We start from the raw sequence: 19,878 nt of genomic DNA on the forward strand, positions 1-19,878 counted from the left end.
AAATTAAAATTCTAAATTAGTCCTTTTGTGCTTGGAATTTCTCCGTTGCGTCTTGAATCAATTTCCACTGCCTGACGAATTGCCCGGGCTGCTGCTTTAAAAAGTCCTTCGATTTTATGATGATCGCTTCTTCCGCGGATTGTATCAAGATGCAAATTGCACTTTGCACCGTTTACAAATCCCTGCCAAAAATCCTCAAAGCAATCAGTTTGAAACGAAGAAGATTTTTCGTCCTGTCCAATTGAAACAAGCGGAATATTAGAAAGAGCCGCGTTTACAACGCAAAACGGACGTCCGCCAAAATCGACAGCAGCCTGCAAAAGACTTTCATCCATAGGATAAATTGAAAATCCGCTTCTATAAATTCCTGCGCAGTTTCCCAAAGCAGAAGCAAAGCATTGTCCAAGAACAATTCCTGTGTCTTCTATAAGATGATGCTGGTCAACTTCCAAATCGCCTTTTAATTCTCCGCTCAAATCAAAAAGTCCATGCTTGCAAAAAGAATTCAGCATGTGACCAAAAAAACCTATTGGATTTTTTACAGAGCATTTTCCAGTTCCGTCAAGATTTAAAGAAAGTTCTATTTGTGTTTCGCCAGTTATGCGTTTTATGCTTGCAGTTCTTTCCATTTGAAAAATTCCTTATGACATGACTTTTCTAAGTTCATATTCCAAAATGTCTGTGGCTCCAAATTCTTTGAGCTTTGGAAGAAGAACCGGAACTTCACTTTTTTTAACCGCAGTTTTTACAGCGTATCCTGAATCTCCAAAAAGCGGACTTACAGTCGGGCTTCTCATAGACGGAATTGCCTTTACGAGCGTGTCAAATTTTTCCTTGGAAACATTCATCTCAAGCATTACACGGTCGCGCGCATCAAGAACAGCAGAAAAAAGCATTTTAAGCTCAAGAATCTTCTGTTTTTTTTCTTGATCAGCCATCGCTTCTTTTGACGCGTACATTCTTGTAGAACTTTCCATGAGAGTGTCCACGATTTTTAGACGGTTCGCCTTTAAAGAAGAGCCTGTGCTTGTGTTGTCAATAAGAATTTGCGCAATTGAATCTTCTGTATTCTGAACAAAACCTTCACTCGTTCCCCAAGTGCGGAAAATTGTTCCGTTGATTTTTTTTGCTTCAACCCATTTTTTGCTTAAATTCTGATATTCAGTTGCAATTGTAACATTTTTCTTTGCAAGCTCTTCATAGTCAAAATCTTCCGGAATCGCAGCGACAACACGGACTGGATCAAATCCCAAATCCATTATTTCAACAAGCGAATCTTCAACGCCATTTTCAAAAACCCAGTCTTTCCCGGAAAAAGCAATATCCGCCTTGTTTGCCGCAAGAAGAACGCTCGCAATCTGAGGTTTTACAACTTGAAACGCAAGGTCTTTCTGATTTGTTATAGGAAAATATGTTCTGTCTGGAAGCTTTAAAGAAATTCCAACATCGCTCAAAAGCTCGTATACAGATTCGTAAATTCTTCCTTTTGCCAATAAAATTTTTAATTTTTCCATAATGTACAATTATAAATTGAAGTCGCCCCTAAATTCAAGTTGCAGAACAAACATAAAAACTAGCGGCGCTCAACAGTTCCGTCGGGTTTTGCAATAAAAACTTCTGGCTTTATCTTTGTAAAAAATCCGCATTCAACAACGCCGATTATTCCGTCGATTTTTTCTTCCATTTCCTGCGGATTGACTGGAGACTTCCATTTGCAGTCCAAGATAAGATTTCCGTTGTCTGTGATTACAGGTCCGGCTTTTTTTACGCCTTCACGCAGCACACATTCCGCGCCAAGTTTTTCCAAAGCTTTGATTACGGGAACACGAGCTTCAGCTATAATTTCAACAGGAAGAGCAAAACCAGTTCCAAGGCTTTTTACATCTTTTGAGGAATCTGCAACAATTGCGAACTTTGCTGAATTATAAGCAATGATTTTTTCACGGAGCAATGCCGCGCCGCCGCCTTTTATAAGATTGTTGTCAGGATCAATTTCGTCCGCGCCGTCAATTGCAAGGTCAAGAGTTCCGTTAATTACTTTGTCGTTCAATGTGTAAACTGGAATTCCAAGTTCTTCACAAGCCAATGTAGTCTGAAAACTTGTTGCAACGGCCTTTATGTCTTTTAAAGTTCCGTCTTCAATTCTCTGTGCGAGTCTTTTTACAGCCGGCATTGCAGTAGAGCCGGTTCCAAGTCCGATTTTCATTCCGCTGAAAATTTTCCCTTCTTTGATTAAAGAATCAACTGCGGTTGTTGCAGCTAAAATTTTTTGTTCGTCTTTAGAAATACACATCAGTATTCAACTCCTGTATACAATTCAAATTGCCTATATCCCTGATAAAGAAGCATGCTGAATCCATTGCAGATTTTGCAGCCAGCCTCTCTTGCACGCACCATTATCGGAGTGGCTTTCGGCATATAAATTATGTCAAACAAAGCTTCCTTTCCATTGAAGTCATAAAAATAAAGCGGATCATTTTCAGGATTAGAAGGTTCTTCGCAATGCATTCCTTTTGATGTGGTCTGAATAATCACGTCTGAATATTTTCTAATCGTAGAAACTGATTCAAAATTCAACGGAGCATATTTAAAGTCGTATTTTTCAGCAAGCTCTTTTGCCTTTGACAAAGTGCGGTTAAAAATACAGGCTTTTCCGCCGGAATTATAAACTGCATACGCAACCGCTTTTGCAGCTCCGCCCGCTCCAATTATAGAAATTTTTTTGTGCTTTAAATTTTTTAAATTCAAAAATTCAAGCAAAGCTTTTAAGAAGCCTTCCGCATCTGTGTTGTACGCAAGCCACTTTCCGTCTTTTTTTATCAACGTATTGCTTGAGCCAATTTCAAGCGCGGCATTGTCCACAAAATCAGCCCTTGCAAGAGCAGCTTCTTTATGCGGAACAGTAACAGAAAGTCCCTGCACTCCAACTTGCTCAGAAAAATCAATCGCCTGCTCAAATTTTTCAGCTGGAAAAGGAATGTAAACAGCATTCATTCCATGGCGGCAATATCCTGTGTTGTGAAGTTCAGGACTCGAAGTGCCGGAAAGCGGCCAGCCGGTAATTCCAAAAATTTTAGTCGATTCATTTATAGATTTTGTTCTGTAAAGTCCGCCGAGTTTTACAGCATCCAAATGGGCAATATTTGAAGTGTTTTGAATTGATTCCGGCGCGGAAGTGTATGTCAAAAAATTTTTCAGTTTTGCGCCAAGAACTCTCGTTGGAATTCCCATTGTGCCCATCGCAAGCAAAATATGATTGTTTCCAGAAATTTTAGAAGCCTGCTCAAAAAGATTTGTAACATCGTCAAGGCTGTGAGGCATAAACGCAATTTTTGGAATTTCAAGCCCGGAAGGATTCAGTTCTTTAAGCCGCTCCAAAATATTTCTTACAGGATTTTTCATGTCATGGAAACTTCGGATTACTTTTGTCTCAAAAGCAAGAGTCGCATCTTCAAGACTTGAAATATGAAAATCTTCCTCAAAATCCACATAGGCAAAATTTTTAGTTTTATCTTCATCGGCAAAAGAAAGCGCGCGGGCAAAAAGAATTGTGCGGGCAGATTCGCCTTCAACAAATTTTCCGCCGTCTATTTCTCGCCTGATTGTCAAAATGCACGGCAAGCCAGACATCGAAGGAAACCGCCTTGCATAAAGCCGCTCATCCTGATTCAAAAAATCAACGCGCAGTTCCACCATGTCAACATAACTTCTATATTTATTAAGAAGCTCCAAATCTTCCGCAAGAGTTTTTTCTGTCAGCGTAAGACAAACTTTTGGCGATTCCATTTCAAGACTCCTTTGCAATTAAATTTAAAAATGAAGCTGAGCTTCTGATTTTTTTTACTTTTGAAATCAAAGCAATTGAAACTTCGTATTCTTCAACTGAATTTGTTTCAGAATTTTTGCAAACTAAAAAAAGAATTTGATTTTTTACAACGGCTCTTGGAACGCCAATTAAAATTTCTTTTGTCGTAGACATTTCAAGTTCAACCAAATCTTCATTTTGAACCGCACTTTCCAAAACTCTGAGTTTTCCGGTGAAATTCATTCCGCTTGCCTCGGTAAGCTCAAACTTAACACTTTCAGGCCGAAGCTGCGCCGAAGACAAAACCACGCGCCGTTTTATCCGCTCCTCAAGTCCTTCTTTTTGCTCTGCGGAAGCCGAAATATTTTCCAGCTGATTTTTTAAATCCTCAAGAATTTTTGAAACTTCTTTTTTTGAGCCGGAAGCCATAGAATTTTCCGTGGACAAAGATTCCGAAGAGCAAGATAAAATTTTAGAATCAAAATCAATTTCTGGAAATCCCAAAGCAGGCGCAGTTTTTTTCGCGGATTTTACATTTCCAACAAAATCAAGTCCAAGACGCTCAACGCAATTTTTTGCCTGCTCATCGGATGAAAAATTCATCAAGAAAATTCCCGGCGACAAAATTTCAATAATATAAGATGAAAGTTTTTTTTCAATTACAATAGAATTTTCAGGACGGATTTTTAAAACATAGCCTTTATAAAGCGCGGCCGAATTATAAGAATCTGCCCATTCATCAAGCGAAACCAAAAGATTCTGCGGAATTTCGTAATGCGAATATTTTTTTAAAATTGCGGAAATCTGCTCTTTCGTCATTTCAAAATCAAAAGCCTTCAAAACTGACTGGCGCGTGATTTCAAAAACGGCAGCTGTGTCGCATTTTTTTGGACAAAGAAATTTTATAAGCGGAACAAGCTCCGAAAGCAAAAATCCCGGTAAAATTGTTACAGAAAAACCTGCATCAATGCTCAAAGAACCTTGCGATTTTTTTTCTTCAAAAATTTGATTCACACAAATAAATTCATTTTCGCCTTCAGAAAGTGAATCGACAATTCCAAGCTCAATCGCGCAATCCAGCATCGCATCTAAAAAATTTGAATCGACAGAAGAATTTTCCGCGGAAGAGCCAAACGCAACAATTCTTGAAAACCGGCTGAAAGAATTTTCGGAGTAACGGGAATTTTTATCTTTCAGCAAAAAAGCAATCTGAAGAATTTTCTGTCTTGTGTAAACTTCCTGCTTTAAAAATGAAAGCGTCTTGAAAAAAATTTCTGCGCTAGACAGAATCATGCTTCTGGAAAACGAACCTGCGCAAGCGGCGCAAATATATGCAGATTGATTTCCAAAAGTCAAATTTGAAAAAAGCTCAAGCTTCTGCCAGTCAACAAAAAATCCTTTGCCTTCAGAATCTTCCTGCACAAGATGAAGATTTTTTAGAGCCTTAAAAAGTGTTTCAAAAAATTCCTTGTTGAAATTCTCTTGAAAAATTTCAGCCAAGTCAGAAGCCGCTTTCTTTTTCAGCTCTCCGTTATTTTTGCAAATATCAGAATGGCCTGAAACATAGCAGAGAAAAACCGCAAGAAGTTCAGAAGAAATTCTCAAACGTCGTTCAGGAAATTTTTTTGCGTTTTCTGGACTTATCAAATTTTGCAAATTCAACAAGCCGCTCAAATCATCTTCAAGATACGGATTTATTTTTATTAAATTCTTTTCATTTTTTACGCGGACAGAAAAAATCAAAAGGCGTTCTTCAAGGCTTGCAACTGCGCTATAAAATTCTCCTTGCTGAATTGAAGACGAAAAAAATTTTTCAAGCTTTTCAATGTCCGGCTCGTTCAAAAATTTTATCGCCGTAAGAATTTTTATATCAGTTCCGTCAAGAAATTTTATAATTGATTCCCGGGTTTCTTTTTTGCGCAGAAAAGCTCCGATTTCTTCCGCCAGCTTTTGCTTGTTGTAAGGAGTTTTTACTTCGCCAAGATAAATGCGAACCAACTCGAAAAAAAATTTGTCCGGCAAAGTGCAAAAACTTTCACGCCATTGAATTATCTTTTGAACTTTTGCATCTAAATTCATTGGCCACATCCTTCAATTTGAATCGGAACTTCAAACTCGTCAAAACTTTTTTCATTTTCATAGCGGACAATTCTATAAGAATATCCTTGCTCGGCTAAAAATTTCTGGCGGTTGCTTCCAAAATCTTCTTCAACTGTTCCGCGCGTAATCAAAGTAAAAAATCTTGAAGTTCTTTCTTTTGGACGAAGAATTCTTCCAAGCCGCTGTGCTTCTTCCTGCCTTGAACCAAAAGTTCCGCTCACCTGAATTGCCATGCTTGCATCCGGCAAATCGATTGCAAAATTCGCAACTTTGCTTACAACAAGCACACGGATTTTTCCGCTTCGAAAATCGTCATAAATTATATCACGTTCGGAATTTTTTGTTTTGCCAGTAATAATCGGAACGTTGAGAAGCTTGGCAATAATTTCAAGATGAGTTAAAAATTGCCCGATTATAAGAATTTTGTCGTCCTTGAATTTTTCAACAAGCTCCTGAACAATTTTATTTTTCAAAGGATTTTCACTTGCAATTCTGTGCTTTTCTCTGTTTGCCGCAACCGCATATTCAATTTCCTTATTTTCAGGAAGCCCAAGCCGAACTTCAATACATTCAGCCTTTGCAATCCACTTTGCCTTTTCAAGTTCTTTCCACGGAACATCATATCTTTTAGGACCAACCAAAGAAAAAACGTGGCCTTCACAGCCGTCTTCACGCACAAGAGTCGCAGTCAGCCCAACGCGTCGCACAGCCTGAAGCTCAGCAGCAACTCTAAAAACAGGAGCCGGAATCATGTGAACTTCATCGTAAATAACAAGACCCCAGTTGTTCTGCCTGAAAAGTGAAAAATGCGGATACGGACCATTTTTGTCAGGACGCCAAGTAAGAATCTGATAAGTGGCAACCGTTACAGGTTTTATAGTTTTATTTTCTCCAGTGTATTCCGCAATCTGGCTTGCATCCAAATCAGTTTTATCAATAAGCTCGTCTATCCACTGATGAACCGCTGTAATATTTGTAGTTACAATGAGCGTATTTGTCTTTAAAAGGCTCATTATTTCCATGCCGACAATCGTTTTTCCAGCGCCGCAAGGAAGCACAATCGTGCCGAATCCAGTTCCCGGACCTTTGTTTCCGACAAGCGCATTCGCCGCAGCTTTCTGATATTCACGCACTTCAAAAGGCCGCCCGCTCAAAGTTGTTTTCCGCAGATTTATTTCAAGAGGAAATCCGTCCTGAAGCGGAACATCATCTTTTACAGGCCAGCCAATTTTTAAAAGATTCTGCTTAACAATTCCGCGGTCAGTAAGCAAAAGTTTAAAGCAAAAAGTTTTTTCTTTTTCTGAAAGTCCTACCGAAAATTCTTCTGCGCATTCGCACGGAACAAGAAATTTTCTGGCAAAAGCATTCGCTTCAATCTGTTTAAAAACATACGGAGAATTTGAAACAAGATAAAGATATTCTTCTTTTATTCCGTCTGAATTTTCCACGGAAGGACCTTGAACCAGCCTAAGCTTTCCAAAACGCCCGGAAGTTTCTTCAATCCAGACAACAACGCTCTGCGGAATTTCATAACGTGAAAATTTTTTTAAAACTTCAACTGCCTGTTCGCCTGTAAATCCTGAGCTTTCAGCATTCCACAAAGAAAGAGATGAAATTTGATATGTATGCAAATGTTCAGGAGAGCGCACAAGTTCCGCAAAAGGAATCAAGGCAGCTCTGCATTCTTCGGCAAGTGGCGCATGGACATCAAGCAGAAGAGTTCTGTCAGACTGAACAATCAAAGGATTTTCGCTTTCAGGCATATCAGTGCATTATATAATGAATCGGCAAGGCTTACAATATTTTACGGCGAAGCACACAAAATAAAAAACCGGTCTGCCAACGACAAACCGGCTTTTTGAGGAGAGTCTATCTATGAAAAACAACAAGAGTTTTCCGACATTTTTATTTTAAGCCCGGAATTTAAATTTGTCAAATTTTTGTTGACAAAATAAATTTATTATAATAATATCATTATTGTAATAAATACAAATTTATAAATAATCAAGTGTAAGGAACTTAGGAGGTTATTATGAAAAAATGGGTTTGCAAAGTATGCGGATATGTTCACACAGGAGACAATGCGCCGGAAGAATGTCCAGTTTGCCATGCAAAAAACGCTTTCAATGAAATGGTTGAAACAAAAGGATTTGCCTGCGAGCATCAGGTTGGTTCTGCAAAAGGCTTGGACGAAGAAGTTGTAAAAGGACTCCGTGAAAATTTCGCCGGTGAATGCTCAGAAGTCGGAATGTATCTTGCAATGTCCCGCCAGGCAGACCGCGAAGGCTACCCGGAAATTGCAGAAGCATACAAACGCTATGCATTTGAAGAAGCCGAGCACGCCGCAAAATTCGCCGAGCTTCTTGGAGAAGTTCTTACTGACTCAACAAAGAAAAATGTTCAGATGAGAGCAGACGCGGAAGCAGGAGCTTGCGAAGGAAAACTTCAACTTGCAAAACGCGCAAAGGAACTTGGCTACGATGCAATTCACGACACAGTGCATGAAATGGCAAAAGATGAAGCGCGCCACGGAGCAGGATTCAAGGGAATAATGCAGCGTTATTTCAGCAAATAAAATAAAAAAAACACTGTGCTTTGAAAACATTTTCATTGCATGGTGTTTTTTAAATTCCAAAAAGTTTCAAGAGAAAAAAATGAATCACGAACAAATCGCAGCAAAACTAGAAGAAAAAAATATCCGTCCTTCAGTTCAAAGAATGGCAATTTACAAATTTCTTGCGGAAAATCTAGTGCATCCGACCGTTGACACAATTTATACGGCACTTTCTCCGCAAATGCCAACTTTGTCGCGCACAACAGTTTACAACACGCTCAAGCAGTTTTCTGAATGCGGACTTGTGCAGACAATCACAATTGAAGACGGAGAACTTAGATACGACGCGGACACTTCAAATCATCTGCACTTTAAATGTGTAAAATGCGAAAAAATTTACGATATTTTTAAGCCTGTTGAACTTCCGCCGCAATTTTTGCAAGACGGATTCAAAGCGGAAAAAATTCAAACCAACATCTGGGGAATTTGCAAAGACTGCTCTTAATCCTACTGAAAAAGAATCAGTCCTTCCGGATTCATTGCCCTGTAACGGATCCGGCATTCCACAACAGCAACCAAAACTACAACAAGCGAAAACCAAAAGAACATTGTATCCATTTTGAATCCCGCAAAATAATTGTAAATTCCGTGCAGCAAAACAGCCAGAACAAACGGATAGATTTTTAAACTTCCGTTCTTCAAGTTGAAAACAAAAAGCCCCGAAAGTCCCGCGCAGCAAGAATGAATAACAACCGCAGTCAAAAGCCTAAGCTCAAGATTCTGAATTCCAGAAGCAATATAAATTAAAGTTTCAAAGCATCCAAGAGAAAGTCCGCTCAACACAGCGCAGGCGAAAAAAACTTTCATCGACATTTTCTTTGACGGAAAAAGAAAAAACACCGCCATTTTTATTGTTTCCTCAACAACGCCGTTCACAAGAATGCTTTTAATCAAAACAGAAAAAAGAGAATGCGCGTTAATCAGCCCGGAAGCTTCCAAAAAAAACTGAATCGCGTAAATCGGAACAACAGCAAAAAGTCCGCCGAAAACTGCAATAAATCCAAAGCTAAGCCTGAATTCTTTTACAAGGACAACAAGGCAAGCCAACGCCGCCAAAACAGGAATCGTGCAAATTAAAAACGGTGGAATCAAACTTGTAAAATTCATTTTATTTTTTCTCCGCCCTGAATTGCTCTATTACAAACTGAACCGTTCCGCGCATTTCATCAAGATTTTCCTGATTAAGAATTCCAAGCCGAAAAATTGAAGTTTCCAAAAGACAGTAAAGCAAGCTGTTTATTTCCTTTATGGGAAGATTTTTTATTTCACTTTTTTTTTGTCCGCGGATTAAAACCATATTCATCAAATGCTGAATCCTGATAACGCGCCTTGTTACCCGGTCATTTATATCCACGCCGCTTTTTTCGAGCTGCATAAGATACATTTTTAAAACACGGAAAAACGCCCGGTTGCTTTCCGCAATATCGATTATGCACAAAAAAATCCGCTTAAGGCATTCTATGGAATCAATCTGGCTATTCTTTATAATTCCAATAAGTTCCTGCTCAACATCGTTTGTAAGCTGCTTTATGCTCCACAAAAAAATTTCGCGCTTGTTTTTAAAATAGATATAAAGAGTTGTACGAGTAATTCCGCATTTGTCCGCGATTTTCTGGTAAGTAACATCTTCGTATCCGTCTTCTATAAAAAGCTGAAACGACTTTTCAAGGATTTCCCTTTTGCGCTTTTCGTGCTCAACAACAATCGCCATATTTTACCTGTAAATATAAAAAGAAGTGTCCAGATTTCCAGCTTTTAAAGGCTTTACCGCGGAAGCTTTTTTTCCAAAACAATCTTCAAAAGACTTTTGACTTGTAATAACGCCAATCTGCCAGTTTTCAAAATTTGAAATCAAGCTGCCCATTTTTCTATAAAGATTTTCAGCCTGAGACTCATCGCCCAAACGTTCACCGTAAGGAGGATTGCAAAGTATAAGTCCGCTTTCAAATTCTGAATGCAAATTTTCAAAGTCGCTTACAAAAAATTCAGGACGCTCAATGCGCATATCGCTTCCAATCAGCTGCAAAGCTCTTCCAGCCATTGTGCAAGCGTGTTCCGCATTCAGTTTTGCACGGTCAATTGCAAACGGATCTATGTCGCTTCCGGCAATGTGGCATTCAACATCTGTGCGGATTTTTGCAGCTTCTTCTTTTTTTATTTCAAGAGCGCGGGAAGCATCATATATGGAAAGATTTTCATACGCGAAATTTCTTCCAAGACCCGGAGCAATATTGTGGGCGTAAAGAGCCGCTTCAATTGCAATTGTTCCGCTTCCGCAAAAAGGATCGTGCAAAGGAGTTTTTCTGCGCCACATCATTTCCTGCAAGAGAACCGCTGCCGTTGTTTCACGCAATGGAGCAGTTCCACCTTCAGTTCTGTAGCCGCGCTTATGCAAAGCCTGTCCGCTTGTATCAAGCAAAATCACAGCTTCATCCCGCTCCATATAAACACGCACATCAGCCTGATTTCCAGATTCCGGCAAAGAATTCATGCGCCAGACATCTCCGAGTTTTGTGTAAATCGCTTTTTGAATCATTCCCTGAATCGTATGCTCGCTGTTAATCCGGCTTTTATAAACACGGACTTTATCCACAACAACACGCACATCCTTTCTAAAAAAATCCTGCCAGTCAATTCTATAGCAGCCTTCAAAAAGAGAATCGAAGTTGTCAGCTTTGTAACGAGACATCTGAAGATAAACTCTGTCGCTCGTCCTAAGACAAAAATTTGAGCGGTACAAAGCATCATTGTCGCCTAAAAACGAAACCCGGCCCGGAGCGTTTCCTGCAAGAGTATAGCCCAAATGTTTTATTTCATTTCCAAGGATTTTTTCCGCGCCAACTGCGCAAAGAGCAACAAAAGTATTCATAAATGACATTTTAACATTTTATGTTCAATTGTACAAGAAAATATGCCGGTTGAATTTTTAGAGAGGCAAAATTAATATACAGAAATGGACACATTGAGCGCAGAACAAAGAAGCCTGAACATGGCGAAAATCCACAGCAAAGACACCAAGCCCGAAGTCTTTTTAAGAAGCGCACTCCACAAGGCCGGATTCAGGTTCAGGAAAAACGACAAGCGGTATTTGGGGACGCCGGACATTTTTCTTCCGCATTACAACGCAGTTATTTTTATCCACGGATGCTTTTGGCACGGACACAAAAACTGCCGGCTTTTCAGGCTGCCAAAAACAAATGTTGAATTCTGGAAAAATAAAATCGAACGGAACATGGTGCGCGACAAAAAAGTGATTTCAGCCTATCTTGACAGCTGCTACAGAGTCGCCGTTGTCTGGGAATGTTCAATAACAGGAAAACAAAAAGCGCAAAAACTTTCAAAAGTGACAGAAGAAATTTCCCTGTGGCTTGAAGAGGATTTGACAGAAAACTACAGGGAATTTTAGAGTTTTATTTCAGTCCAGCCCAAAATATTTGAGCCAGCCATTTCCGTTTTGAAAGTTTATTGCAGAAGAAATCCCCGCATGGCACATCACATGGCGGAACTGCCCAAGAATCAGCTCAAGGCGTGTAAATTCGCAGCCATCTAGTTTTTCTGAAAGCATTTTATCCGAAAGATTTGCAAGATAATTTCTGATTTTTTGAGCAACCGACACGGCATATTTTTCCAAATTTTCACGCGGAATAACAACGCCCGGCGCCGCATCAAACCCTTGACGAGAACTTGAAATGACACTAAGATTTTCAGCGACACCGCCAGAAGACTTTTCATCATATTTGTATTCCGCAGGATTCACAAACCACTTATCGAGCGAGTGCAGTGTATGAAAAATAAAGCGCGACGCATTCAAACCGTCAAATTCAGCCTCAAGATTTGCTGACTGAACAACAGAATTTATATTCTTCAAAAGAATTTCGGTTTGGTCGGCAATAATTTTTGAAAGCAGATTTTCAGACATTTATTCGCTCCTTGTATATTTTTTTCCACTAATTTTCCGTCCCATTCAGTTATATTGGGACTATGCAGAATGTACCATTTTTTGAAGAAACAATCGATATTGCGGGTCTTTTCCTGCGCCAAATGTTTCAATCGCTTAATCTGCCTGGCATATCCATTCTTTGTAAAGTAAAGTCCTATTTTCAAAGTCTTAAGCCAAAAATCCATTGAAAATATAGGAGGACAATCTATAAAATCAACATCAATCCGCATTTTTTTCGCGCTGTCGGGAGGAATTTTGTACTTTAATCCGTCAATTCCTTTTAACGAGGAGACAGAGCGAATCTCAGGAGTTAATTTGAATGAATTTATATGAATCTGAATATATTTGTCTTTTCGGCAAATATAAGTTTCCACAAATTCCAAAAGACTGCTATTTATGCGGCACATTTCGTAAATGTACAGGTAACTATTGCAATAGCCGAAGCAAGACGATTTGAACGGAGATTTTTCAAAGCCTTTCTCTTTCAAAATCGGAACAATGTCTTTTAGAAAAATCTCATTTCTATCTTTTAGCATTTCTTTTTCAGAAGGTTTGTAAAACATTCAGGCTTTAAAACTGCCATATAACAGGAAAATAAACAATAGCCGCTCTTAAAACCCAAACGCCATCACTTTTTCTGCGAATTCCTTTCTGCCGCTTGTTTCGGTCTTTTCGTATATGTGGGTCAGGTGCTTTTTTACGGTGGCAAGGGAAATGTAGAGAGTTTCGGCAAGCTGAATGTTTGAAAGTCCGTTCAGAACAAGCCAGCCGATTTCAGTTTCACGCCGGGAAAGTCCGCTTCTAGCCGCGAACTCAAGGTATTTTTCCTTGGACGGAATTTTTTCCGCCGGATTCTCTTTCTGTTCCAAAGATTCTACGCCGCCTTTCAGACTGAAAGCTAAAAAAAGCATCGCAAGAACAGCAAAAAACGAAAGCAAAATTCCAAGCGTACAGACAATTTTCAAAAGCCTGTCCTGAATGCCGATGTGCTGAACAAAAACCGTAAGCGTAACCGAAAACGCATACAAGACCAGGCACAGAAAAAACAACCCTTTCCTCATCGCCCGCCCCTATTCCTCGTCAAGATTCATCGCGTCAATAAGCGCAGTCCGTACATTCGCATCCAAGGGAATAAGAAGAAACTCAAAAGCCGCCGTGTAAAAAGCCGAAATGCAGACCACAGCAAGATTTTTTCCCAGCACGTAAAAATTTGAAACGTCCGAAAGGCACACAATAAGCGCGACAAACACGCTGAAAAATCCGCCGATAAGAACAAAACGCTGCATCATGGAAACAGCCTTTTCGCTCCGCTTGAGTTGAGCCACGCCAAAATCCTTTTTTCCAGCCGAAAAAGCACGCATAAAGTCGCCCCACATTCCGCTGCACACCATAGGCGGAACAGAAAAAAGCAGAAGCAGCACAAGCGACGGCAAGTCCAGAAACATCAGGACAAGCGACAAGTTTCCCTTTATCATAAGAAGCGACAAAACAAGTGCGCAAACCATAACAAAAAGCTCCACACATACCACAAAACCGACATTCATTTTCTTTTTCATAAAAACCTCCGCTAGATTTTACAGACGGAACCCCATCCGCCCACCATTGCTAGAAAATTTACCACCGAAATTTCATTTTGCATATTATACTTTTGCGTTTTTCAGGTGGAATTTTTGGGGAGGAATACAAAGTTTGCCATTCGTAGTGAATACGAAATTCATTTTTTGCTTCCAACGCTTTTTTGTCCTTTGAATTTAACGAGGAAACGGCTTTTAGGCCGGCTGTTTTCTCATATTTCTGTTTTGCTGTATTTGCAGCTTTTACGCGCTGAACAACGTTTTTGTTTTCTTAGTCCTCATTCCGCAAGCAGCGTTTTTTTGTAGAAAATAAAAATCTCGACATCAGCCCTGATTGTCAGTAAAATCATCAGGAGAAATCTATGAGCTTTATAAACTTTTCCGGGCTGGCGGTAATCGCCGCAATCATGGTTCCGAACTTTATTTTTGCCGCGACGCACAGGGACGGTTTTGAAAATCTCTACAAGAACAAAGCGGTTGAGTTTTTGGAGCAGGCCGGAAGGTTCGGCTGCTTTGCGTTCATGATTTTCTGCGTTCCGGTTTTGTGCCGCGGATTCTGGTTTGACGGAGCAAAAACCGCGTATTTTGCCGCAAGTTCCGCTCTTACGGCGGCTTACCTTTGCGGCTGGGCGGTTTTCTGGAAGGAAAATTCCTTGCGGAAGTCAATCGTGCTTTCAGTTGTGCCGTCGCTGCTTTTTCTGGAAAGCGGATTTTTTTCGCTGAACATTCCGCTGATTGTCTGCGCGGTGATTTTTGCGCCGTGCCACATTCTGATCAGCTGCAAGAATGCGAAGATGAGATGATTGCAGGGTACGGCGGAATCAGCAAATATTACCGCGAACGCTAAGACCGCCGGAACAGGCTCCTATAATTGCAAGGTCATTCCGGCAGCCTCAATGAATATCACGCAGATTCTAGTTTCCGTTTTCCTCAAGCACGATGTTGTCTACCGTAACCGTGTGCTTTCTGGTGATTTTTTTGCCGTTCACGGCTCCCATCGAAATGCTCAGGATTACAGAGTTGTCGGTCGGCTCGCCCATCGTGAATTCGCATGAGTATCTTTTGAATTCCTTTGAGACGTCGATTTTCTGTGTTCCGGAATACGGAATCCAGTTGTTGTCCGAAGAACCGTCGCGCTGGAGGGCGAACATTATCGTACGGTCAGCCGTGGACTTCGCATCAAACGTTATTCTGTACTTTTTGCCTTTTTCAAGAGAAATTCCGTTCTGTTTTAGCTGAATCATCCAGTCAAGATTTCCTGTGTCGGAAATGTTCATGCAGAACGCGTTGTCCTCGGAAAGGGAATCAACTGCATAATCCGCGGAGGCCGACTCGTTCAGGTAGACCTCGTAGCCTGTAAGCCCGGAGGAAAAATTTCCGTTCACGAGCATTGCGTTTTCCTGAATGCGCACGTTGTCAAGGAAAAACGTTCCGTCTGTGTCAAAACTGAATGAGAGCGCGGATGATTTTTCCTTTTCCGCCTTGAACACGAATTTGAAATTCTTCTCAGCGGAAGAAAGGGAAGCCTCAAAAGTCTTTCCTGAAATTTCAGCCTTTATTTTTCCGAAAGAAGCTGATGAGGCGTCAAAGCTCAGAAGATATTCTGTTCCCGGAACAAGCGGAATTCCTTCCTGAACAAGCCGGATTTCAGCGTCCTTTGGATTCTCTGCGCGGAATTTGCGGATGTTGTCCGTGTTCGTAACGTGGAATTTCGCGCCGTTTTTGCCGGAGACATTCCATTCCGCAAGACGGTTTTCTCCCTCCTGGAATTCTCCGTTGTGCACAAGATTTCCGTCGGGAAGAACTGATTTTTTTTCCGCTGAATTTTGGGGCGCGCTGACCATCTCAAGCCGCACACCGGAAATTCTTACCGCCGCGGTGGAATTCTGGTTTCCTAGGTTGAACTCAAGCCGTCCCATAGGATCGTCCGCGTCGTTCATCTTGAATGTGAACTCAAAGTGCTTTTTCTGCGGCCCAAGATTTATTTTCGTGTCCTTGAGATAGCGTATCCATCCTGCTTCCGGAGCTGTAACCGCGGTTATAATCGTGCGCTCCTTTTCCGCCGAAGCGTCGAACGAAAGCCTGTATTCCGCGCCCTTGAGCATTGGAAGACCTGCCTGCACAAGCTGAACAGAATAGTCAACGCTTCCAGCCGTCTCGGAAGTTATGCTGATGTTTCCGCTGTCGTAAGCAAAGCTGCCTTTTCCGCCCTGGGCAAGAAGGAAGTTCCATGAGCCTTCGTCCTTTCGGATATAGTTTCCGTCAGAATCCGCCTCGCGGAATTGCGCCATTCCTGATTCGGGCTTCTTCACGTTCTCGTCGTAGCTTTTTTTCTGGTAGACTTTCACGTAGTCAATGAGAAGCCGCGCGTTCTTTCCAAATTTGGTCGTGCGGTCAGGATTTCCCGGCCAGTTTCCGCTCACCGCAAGGTTCAGGATTATGTAGAAAGGCTGGTCGAACGGAGCCGGATAAGTCACCTCGCCGAATCCCTTGCGCTTTGTGTACCAGCTGTTCTCCTTGTGGTACATCTTTCCGTCGGCGTAGAAGCGGATTTCGCCGGGTTCCCACTCGCAGGCCACAATGTGCCAGTCATCGGAGAAGCTTTTTCCCTGCGCAGAAGCCTTTCCCTGGGACTCCTTGTGAGGCTCGCCGTAATGGAGCGTTCCGTATATTTCCTCTGTCCTGTCGCCGAGAACTTCCGCAATGTCGATTTCACCGCATTTTGGCCACTGTCCGTAGAGATTCTCTTCCGTGGGCATCATCCAGAATGCCGGGAGAAAGCCTTTGCCGGAAGGAAATTTTATGCGCGCCTCAATGCGTCCGTACTTGAAGTCGTGCTTGCCTCTTGTGTTTATTCTGCCGGAAGTGTACGCAGTTTTTCCGCCCCGCGCTTTTTTCTGAACGGCCTGAATCACGAGATTTCCGTCTTTTACGTAGATGTTCTCCTTTGAGTCCACGTATTCCTGAAGCTCGTTGTTCACCCAGCCCGGCTCGTGGTATTCGTAGTTCCAGTCATTCAGATTGAGTGAATTTCCGTCAAAATCATCCTGCCAGACAAGATCCGCATCGCTGTAGCTGGTCTGCGCAAAGAATGGAGCTGCGGCAAAAATAATTCCCGCGGCAAATGCAATCGTCTTTTTCATGTTTCCTCCGTTATATATAGACTGCTATTCCGTCATCATTTTTATAAGCTCATCGCGGATTCCGTCATAGTGGCTTTCCGTAAGTCCAAAGTCCATTTCCTTGTAGGTCCACACCGCGTGTCCCACACCGAATTCCCTGAAGACCTTATGCACGTCGGCGAACCAGGCTTCAGTTCCGTTGACAGGCGCGCGGTCAATCACTCCGTATTCTCCGCAGTAGACTGGAACTCCGGCGTTTTCAGCCGCCGCGCAGGCCTCTGCAATCATCTGCCGCATAAGCTCGATTCCCGGAAGATTTCCGTCAGTGTCGGCGACATCCTTTCCCTTGTATCCGAGCGGAACGGATTCCGAGCGGAAATATGACAGCGTGGCAGGATATTTTATCTCGCGGTCGGGGCTCATTCCCGGAACCCAGGGCGCTTTCTGATGCGTGAAAATCAGCGGCTCGTAAAAATGGAAGGTGAAAATCACGTTGCGGAATTCAGGCTTTTTTAGAAGACGGAGAGTGCGCGCGCTGTTCCACTGGATTCCGCCGTAAATCACGAAAGTTTCAGGCGCATTCTTTCTGATTGTCCTGAGCGTGCGGTCAATTAGGGCGTTCCAAGGCTCAGCCGCCTCCTGCTCCACGACTTCGTTCAGAAGCTCAAACGCGACGTTCATTTTTCCGCCGAATCTTGACGAGACTTCATTCCAAAGCGACACGAAAAGCTCCTGAAGATGCGGACTTGAAAAAAGAGAGTTTCCCTTTTCCGTTCCAGCGTCGTTGAAGTCGTAGCCGCAGGCCTTGTGAAGGTCAAGAATCACATCAAGCCCGAAACTTTCCGCCCATCCGACAAATTTCTCCAGCCTCAAAAATCCTTCCTCAATAAAAGTTCCGTCCGGATTCTGGATAACCTCGCTGTCGAACGGAAGCCTTATGTGGTCAAATCCCCAGCCTGCGGCACGGCGCACATCGTCCTCATTTATAAAACTGTCGTAATGCTCCTTTGTGTGGCAGCACTGCGAAAGCCATCCTCCGAAATTTATTCCCTTTGAAAGATTCATAGTTCCTCCGTTTTCTAAGCCGAATTCTGAATTTGCAGAACCAAAATCACGCCGAAAGCAATGCATTCCGCGCGAGCCAGCCTGACAACGGAATAATATCATTGAATTTCCGCGGAATATATCATAATATTTGCATATATATCAGTATATTCTGATTTTCTGCGGATGACGGAAGGAAAACATAAAAATGAAAAGGAACATGAACGATGAGCTTGCGCGCATAAAGTCCGAGCCGACGCTTTCCGAAGAGCTTTTCAGAAGACGCGAGTATTCAATCTATCACCTGGAATACGACAAGGAGCTTGCGTTCTATGACGCCGTGAAGAAAGGCGACTTTGACCTTGTTAAACAGCTCATGCTTCCCCTGCGCAACGAAAAGCTCGGAAAACTCTCGGAAAATCCGCTGCGGAACCTGAAATATCATCTTGTGATAACGGTCGCAATGATAACCCGGTTCTGCATTGAGGGAGGTCTTCCGCCTGAACCGGCATACACCCTGAGCGACATCTACATCCGCCAGATAGACACTGCGGAAAACGAGGACACAATAAGCCTGCTTCACCGCGAGGCAGTTTTCGATTTCACCAGCCGCATGAAGGAACTCAAGGAAGTTCACGGACTTTCGCACAGAACGACAGCCGCAATCGACTACATCTACGACCACCTGAACGAAAAAATCCAGCTTTCAAGGATGTCGGAGACACTCGGCGTAAACAAGACACATCTCTGCACGCTTTTCAAAAAGGAGACCGGAATCACAGTCGGTCAGTATATAATGAAGAAAAAAATCGAGGCGGCGGAAAAAATGCTTCTCTACAGCGAAAATTCATCCGCCCAGATAAGCGCGCTCTTCTCATTCAGCTCGGCAAGCCACTTCATAGAAATATTCAAAAAGGAAACAGGATTTACTCCGTCCCAGTACCGCAAAATCCGGCGCAGCGAAGCGTTCACCTCAATGGCGGAAAAATAGGAATCCGTCCGGAGGAAAAAAGACACTTGACAACTTTGTATAACATTGATAACTTAACAGTGTTATATTATACAAGGTGGATGGATTATGAGAAATGCAAATCCTGAGCTAGTTTCTTCTATTAAAAAGCGCACTCTTGAGCTTTTAATGGAAAAGGAGCCTTCTGAAATCGGAATGAGGGAAATTGCCAAGAACTGCGGTGTTTCGGCAACGGCGATTTATCATTATTACAAGGACAAGGACTGCCTTTTCCAGGAGATTTCGCTGGATTGTCTGAACGAGATAAATTCGGTGATTGAATCCGCTGCGGAAAAAGCCGCTTTCCCAAAGGAAAAAGTTCTTGCCGCAATCAGGGCGTTCCGCGACTGGAGCTTGAAAAATCCGCGCGTCGCCTCTCTTGTTATGGAAAAAATAAAATCCGCGTCGAACCTTCCGCCAGAAGAAACTGAAAAATTTTATGTCTGCAACCGCACTGGAGAAAAACTTCTAGAACTTTGCGTTGCGGAAGGTTCTGCACATTCGGAAAATCCGCGTTTGGATGTTGGAGTTCTTGTTTTTGGGCTTTGGGGCTGCCTTCAGGCTGTGATTTCGCGCAAGTCGGAAGTCGAATACTGGGAAAATTCCGAGCCGTTCACCGAACGTTTTATAAATATGTGGGCGGAAAATATTTTTGTAAAGTAACTAATGG

At 42.1% G+C, this 19,878-nt stretch carries 20 protein-coding genes; 6 read left to right on the forward strand and 14 right to left on the reverse strand.

Annotated elements, in window-relative coordinates; translation table 11 throughout:
- Positions 1-11 precede the first annotated feature (11 nt).
- Genes Q0H92_RS00905 through Q0H92_RS00930 form a run of 6 tightly spaced genes read right to left on the reverse strand, consistent with a single transcriptional unit; the run spans position 12 to position 7,668 of the window.
- On the reverse strand, positions 12-629 hold the full coding sequence (locus Q0H92_RS00905) for an imidazoleglycerol-phosphate dehydratase (RefSeq protein WP_296010585.1): 618 nt from the start codon (positions 627-629) through the stop codon (positions 12-14).
- Between the two features lie 12 nt (positions 630-641).
- Positions 642-1,514 carry an ATP phosphoribosyltransferase gene (gene hisG, locus Q0H92_RS00910; RefSeq protein WP_296010588.1) on the reverse strand — a complete coding sequence of 291 codons (873 nt, stop codon included), beginning with the start codon at positions 1,512-1,514 and terminating at the stop codon, positions 642-644.
- Between the two features lie 59 nt (positions 1,515-1,573).
- Positions 1,574-2,293 (reverse strand): ribose-5-phosphate isomerase RpiA, encoded by a 720-nt coding sequence (gene rpiA / locus Q0H92_RS00915; protein WP_296010591.1) that lies wholly within the window; start codon positions 2,291-2,293, stop codon positions 1,574-1,576.
- Positions 2,293-3,786, reverse strand: a complete 1,494-nt coding sequence (locus Q0H92_RS00920) for a type I 3-dehydroquinate dehydratase (protein WP_296010593.1) — start codon at positions 3,784-3,786, stop codon at positions 2,293-2,295. Before Q0H92_RS00920 ends, rpiA begins: the two co-directional genes overlap by 1 nt.
- Position 3,787: 1 nt before the next feature.
- Positions 3,788-5,884: a helicase-associated domain-containing protein gene (locus Q0H92_RS00925; protein WP_296010596.1), complete on the reverse strand. Its 2,097-nt coding sequence runs from the start codon at positions 5,882-5,884 to the stop codon at positions 3,788-3,790.
- Complete coding sequence (locus Q0H92_RS00930) at positions 5,881-7,668, reverse strand: DNA repair helicase XPB (protein ID WP_296010599.1); 1,788 nt, start codon at positions 7,666-7,668, stop codon at positions 5,881-5,883. Before Q0H92_RS00930 ends, Q0H92_RS00925 begins: the two co-directional genes overlap by 4 nt.
- A gap of 269 nt (positions 7,669-7,937) precedes the next feature.
- Here Q0H92_RS00930 and Q0H92_RS00935 point away from each other — a divergent pair, with 269 nt between their 5' ends.
- Both Q0H92_RS00935 and Q0H92_RS00940 read left to right on the forward strand, forming a co-directional pair.
- The gene (locus Q0H92_RS00935; RefSeq protein ID WP_013702649.1) at positions 7,938-8,480 is read left to right on the forward strand and encodes a ferritin family protein; all 543 of its coding nucleotides are present in this window, start codon (positions 7,938-7,940) and stop codon (positions 8,478-8,480) included.
- A gap of 79 nt (positions 8,481-8,559) precedes the next feature.
- Positions 8,560-8,964, forward strand: coding sequence for a Fur family transcriptional regulator (locus Q0H92_RS00940; protein WP_296010602.1), 405 nt, complete (start codon positions 8,560-8,562; stop codon positions 8,962-8,964).
- A gap of 2 nt (positions 8,965-8,966) precedes the next feature.
- Here the strand turns inward: Q0H92_RS00940 and Q0H92_RS00945 are convergent, their stop codons facing one another.
- Genes Q0H92_RS00945 through Q0H92_RS00955 form a run of 3 tightly spaced genes read right to left on the reverse strand, consistent with a single transcriptional unit; the run spans position 8,967 to position 11,388 of the window.
- Positions 8,967-9,626 (reverse strand): PrsW family glutamic-type intramembrane protease, encoded by a 660-nt coding sequence (locus Q0H92_RS00945; protein WP_296010604.1) that lies wholly within the window; start codon positions 9,624-9,626, stop codon positions 8,967-8,969.
- Position 9,627: 1 nt separating this feature from the next.
- A complete protein-coding gene (locus Q0H92_RS00950) occupies positions 9,628-10,230 on the reverse strand; it encodes a TetR/AcrR family transcriptional regulator (RefSeq protein WP_296010606.1) in 603 nt (200 codons plus the stop codon).
- Between the two features lie 3 nt (positions 10,231-10,233).
- Positions 10,234-11,388: a class I SAM-dependent RNA methyltransferase gene (locus Q0H92_RS00955; RefSeq protein ID WP_296010610.1), complete on the reverse strand. Its 1,155-nt coding sequence runs from the start codon at positions 11,386-11,388 to the stop codon at positions 10,234-10,236.
- A gap of 84 nt (positions 11,389-11,472) precedes the next feature.
- On the opposite strand from Q0H92_RS00955, the gene Q0H92_RS00960 reads away from it, so the two are divergent.
- A complete protein-coding gene (locus Q0H92_RS00960) occupies positions 11,473-11,925 on the forward strand; it encodes a very short patch repair endonuclease (protein ID WP_296010611.1) in 453 nt (150 codons plus the stop codon).
- 9 nt (positions 11,926-11,934) lie between these two features.
- On the opposite strand, the gene Q0H92_RS00965 is transcribed toward Q0H92_RS00960, so the two are convergent.
- The 3 genes from Q0H92_RS00965 to Q0H92_RS00975 form a co-directional block, all read right to left on the reverse strand.
- Complete coding sequence (locus tag Q0H92_RS00965; RefSeq protein ID WP_296010613.1) at positions 11,935-12,438, reverse strand: hypothetical protein; 504 nt, start codon at positions 12,436-12,438, stop codon at positions 11,935-11,937.
- A 632-nt stretch (positions 12,439-13,070) separates the two neighbouring features.
- Positions 13,071-13,520 carry a helix-turn-helix transcriptional regulator gene (locus Q0H92_RS00970; protein ID WP_296010614.1) on the reverse strand — a complete coding sequence of 150 codons (450 nt, stop codon included), beginning with the start codon at positions 13,518-13,520 and terminating at the stop codon, positions 13,071-13,073.
- A 9-nt stretch (positions 13,521-13,529) separates the two neighbouring features.
- A complete protein-coding gene (locus Q0H92_RS00975) occupies positions 13,530-14,015 on the reverse strand; it encodes a hypothetical protein (RefSeq protein ID WP_296010617.1) in 486 nt (161 codons plus the stop codon).
- Between the two features lie 380 nt (positions 14,016-14,395).
- On the opposite strand from Q0H92_RS00975, the gene Q0H92_RS00980 reads away from it, so the two are divergent.
- Positions 14,396-14,836, forward strand: coding sequence for a hypothetical protein (locus Q0H92_RS00980; RefSeq protein ID WP_296010619.1), 441 nt, complete (start codon positions 14,396-14,398; stop codon positions 14,834-14,836).
- Positions 14,837-14,947: 111 nt separating this feature from the next.
- Here the strand turns inward: Q0H92_RS00980 and Q0H92_RS00985 are convergent, their stop codons facing one another.
- Together Q0H92_RS00985 and Q0H92_RS00990 are read right to left on the reverse strand one after the other, a co-directional pair.
- A complete protein-coding gene (locus Q0H92_RS00985; RefSeq protein WP_296010622.1) occupies positions 14,948-17,176 on the reverse strand; it encodes a carbohydrate binding domain-containing protein in 2,229 nt (742 codons plus the stop codon).
- Between the two features lie 24 nt (positions 17,177-17,200).
- Complete coding sequence (locus Q0H92_RS00990) at positions 17,201-18,220, reverse strand: glycoside hydrolase family 5 protein (protein ID WP_296010625.1); 1,020 nt, start codon at positions 18,218-18,220, stop codon at positions 17,201-17,203.
- 187 nt (positions 18,221-18,407) lie between these two features.
- On the opposite strand from Q0H92_RS00990, the gene Q0H92_RS00995 reads away from it, so the two are divergent.
- Both Q0H92_RS00995 and Q0H92_RS01000 read left to right on the forward strand, forming a co-directional pair.
- On the forward strand, positions 18,408-19,190 hold the full coding sequence (locus tag Q0H92_RS00995) for a helix-turn-helix domain-containing protein (protein ID WP_296010627.1): 783 nt from the start codon (positions 18,408-18,410) through the stop codon (positions 19,188-19,190).
- An 87-nt stretch (positions 19,191-19,277) separates the two neighbouring features.
- A complete protein-coding gene (locus Q0H92_RS01000; RefSeq protein ID WP_296010630.1) occupies positions 19,278-19,871 on the forward strand; it encodes a TetR/AcrR family transcriptional regulator in 594 nt (197 codons plus the stop codon).
- Positions 19,872-19,878: the final 7 nt, after the last annotated feature.

This window comes from uncultured Treponema sp., assembly GCF_934725225.1.
In the GTDB taxonomy this organism is placed as follows: domain Bacteria; phylum Spirochaetota; class Spirochaetia; order Treponematales; family Treponemataceae; genus Treponema_D.